Raw genomic sequence first — 2,879 nt, forward strand, 5'->3', positions numbered from 1 at the left:
GGCCTCGCGCTGAGCCTCAAGCAAAGCGAGGGCCGGCGCATCTAACCCTGCACCGACAAAGGCCATCATCGCGTGGGCATCGTTGAAGGCATAATTGCCGGCGCCGGCCTTATGCCAATTGGCGGCGAGCGCCGCCCAGCGGTCGCCGACATCGACGCCGCCGAGGGCGAGCCGCCACAGGACTGCCGAGGCATCGACCATGTTGAGCGCCATCGTCGATTGCACGCTGTAAATGGGGCCGTCATAGAGGGCCAGCACCGCGTCGGTCTCGCCGAGATCATAGTGGAACAGCGCCAGGTGCCACCAATTGTGGACCTGCAGGAAACTCTCCCTTGTCCACGCTTCCGGGTTGGCCTGCATCCAGGCGATGCCATCCCTTTGCCGGCTCTGCATCTCCATAACATGGGCGACGGCATGCTGCGCCCAGCCGTCGCGCGGCTCGATGTCGACCGCCGCGCGGCCAAGCTGCTCGGCCCTCACATAGTCACCCATTTCCTCCAGCCCGAAGGCGTGCATGCCGAGCATGGCGTGGTAGCCGGGCATGCCGCTTTGCCAGGACGGCAGGGCGCGTGCGATGCGGTCGCGCAGCATGCGTGCATTGCCGGTGAAGAAATCGATCTGGTGGCCGACCTGCAGCGCCAGCCCGTCGCGCGGGGTCTCGATGGTGATGTCCTCGAGAATGCGGCTGGCTTGATGCCAGCGTCCGTTGGCGAGATGACCCAGGGCTGTGACATGCGCCCGCTCGCGCGTGGTCGCGGCAAGCGGCAGTGACGCCTCATGGCAAGCCTTGGCCACCGCTGTCGCCTCCCGCTCGGTGGCGAGGCCGAACAGATAGCCCTTGAAGACATGCGCCATGACGAAGCCGGGATCTTCCGCGATGGCGCGGTCGACGGAGGCTACGGGGTCGCCGATGAAGCACTGCAGTTCACGCACCGCCTGGCTGTAGGGGGTGGATCCCGCCGCCGTCGCGCCCGAAAGCGCCAGGCCGAATACGTCCCTGGTTGCCATGCGATGTCCTTTCATCGATTCGTGACAGGGCCTCGATCCTTCGGCCCAAACCGATCCTAAAGCATGGGCCACGGACACGCCAACCGCGCGCTACGCCAGATCATTTCAGTAGTCTTTGCAGTTTAGCAACCATGCGGGGCAGATTAGGCTTTGTAAAATCGAATGAATTGTGTCTTCATTACGGCGGCTGGCGGGGGCTGGAATCGCGAATCGAGGGGGGACGCGATGCGGCATATGAAGAACTCGCCTCCGAACAGTCGTTCGGGGGATGCTCAGGTGGCAGTTGCTTCGCTCCGGCGAAAGCCGCAGCCGCTACACCCGTGGCTTATTAGCATCTTCTCAACTACAGCTTTTGCGTTGCTGCCCAACTCCGCCGCGTTTGCCGCATGCGTGCTGGGTCCATCCGCTGGAAACACCGTCTACACCTGCGATAGCGGCGACTCTGGCGGCAGCCTCACCGATGCCGATGGCGACAACACGCTCAATTTTCCTGCCGGCGGCACCGGGCAGATATCAGGCAATGTCAGCTTTGGCGTCGGCACGGACCGCATCGACATGCAGTCCGGCACCATCACCGGCACCGTCGATCAGGGTGGCGGCACGGATTTTTTCACCATTGGCGCGGGGACCGTCGCCGGCAATGTCCAGCAGGGCGCCGGCATCGACGACTTCAACATGAGCGGCGGCCAGATCGGCTCGCTCAACCAGGGCGACGGCCTCGACACCTTCACCATGACCGGCGGACGCATCGTCGATTTCTTCGACGATGGCGACCGCGCCGTGATGACCGGTGGCCGCATCGGCCGCGTCAACATGAAGCTCGACCAGAATTACTTCAACATGTCCGGCGGCACCATCGACCGCAACCTCGTCACCGGCTTCGACAAGGACACGATCATCCTGTCGGGCGGCACCATCGGCGGCAACATCAGCGTCAGCGGCGGCAATGACAGTGTCACGATCACCGGGGGCACGGTCGGTGGCGATATACTGATGAGTTTTGGCGCCGACGATTTCGTCTGGAACGGTGGCGGCATCATCTATGGCGCCGTCGATCTCGGCGGCGACAACGACACCGCCAGGCTCAGCAACCTCACCAACGCCAATCTCGGTGCCACGGATGCCATATCAGGCGGCCTCGGTACCGACGCGCTGACACTGGACAACGTCAAACTGGATGGGGTCAGCCGGCTCCAGAACTGGGAGAGCATCGACGCCACCAACGACACCGAGCTGACGATGGACAGCAATCTGGTGCTCGGCGATAGCGGCACCGGCACAGGTTCGCTCAGTGTCGATGCCGCGAGCACGCTTTATGGCGGCGGCTTCAACACGGCGATCCAGGCCTTTACGGCGGGCCCGCTGGCGCAGGTCACCAATGCCGGCCGCATCGACCTGACCAATGGCAGCACCGGTGCCACCGACAGCCTGACGATTTCGGGCAACTATGTCGGCCTGGGTGGCCTGCTGCTTATCCAGACCGAGCTCGGTGACGATTCCTCCGCATCCGACAAGTTGGTCCTGTCGAGCGGAACGGCTTCCGGTTCGACCGGGATCTCCGTGGTCAATCTCGGCGGCGCGGGGGCTGCGACCACGCAGGACGGCATCATGGTCGTCCAGGCAATCAACGGCGCCACCTCGGGCGCCACGACATTCGCGCTCGACGCCCCGGTCGCCGCCGGTGCCTTTGAATATTATCTGTTCAAGGGCGGCGTCAGCGCCGGCAGCGAGGAGAACTGGTACCTGCGCTCGACGCTGAACACGCCGGCCCCTCCGGCCGCCGCCCCGCCGGCGCTGGAACCTACTGCGCCGCCGGAACCAGAGCCGCCGGCGGCCGAACCGCCGCCGCCGCCGCCTTCCGAGCTGCCGCC

The 2,879-nt window shown here is 64.7% G+C and carries 1 protein-coding gene and 1 pseudogene; one reads left to right on the forward strand and one right to left on the reverse strand.

Translation table 11 applies throughout. The features are described from left to right. A partial coding sequence (locus tag EN984_RS29280) for a tetratricopeptide repeat protein (protein ID WP_164765728.1) occupies nt 1-1,008 on the reverse strand: 1,008 nt, incomplete at its 3' end. Between the two features lie 225 nt (nt 1,009-1,233). On the opposite strand from EN984_RS29280, the pseudogene EN984_RS29285 reads away from it, so the two are divergent. Next, nucleotides 1,234-2,879 (forward strand): annotated as a pseudogene (locus EN984_RS29285) (autotransporter outer membrane beta-barrel domain-containing protein); the annotation flags it as partial.

It is taken from the genome of Mesorhizobium sp. M7A.F.Ca.CA.004.12.1.1 (assembly GCF_003997835.1).
GTDB lineage: Bacteria > Pseudomonadota > Alphaproteobacteria > Rhizobiales > Rhizobiaceae > Mesorhizobium.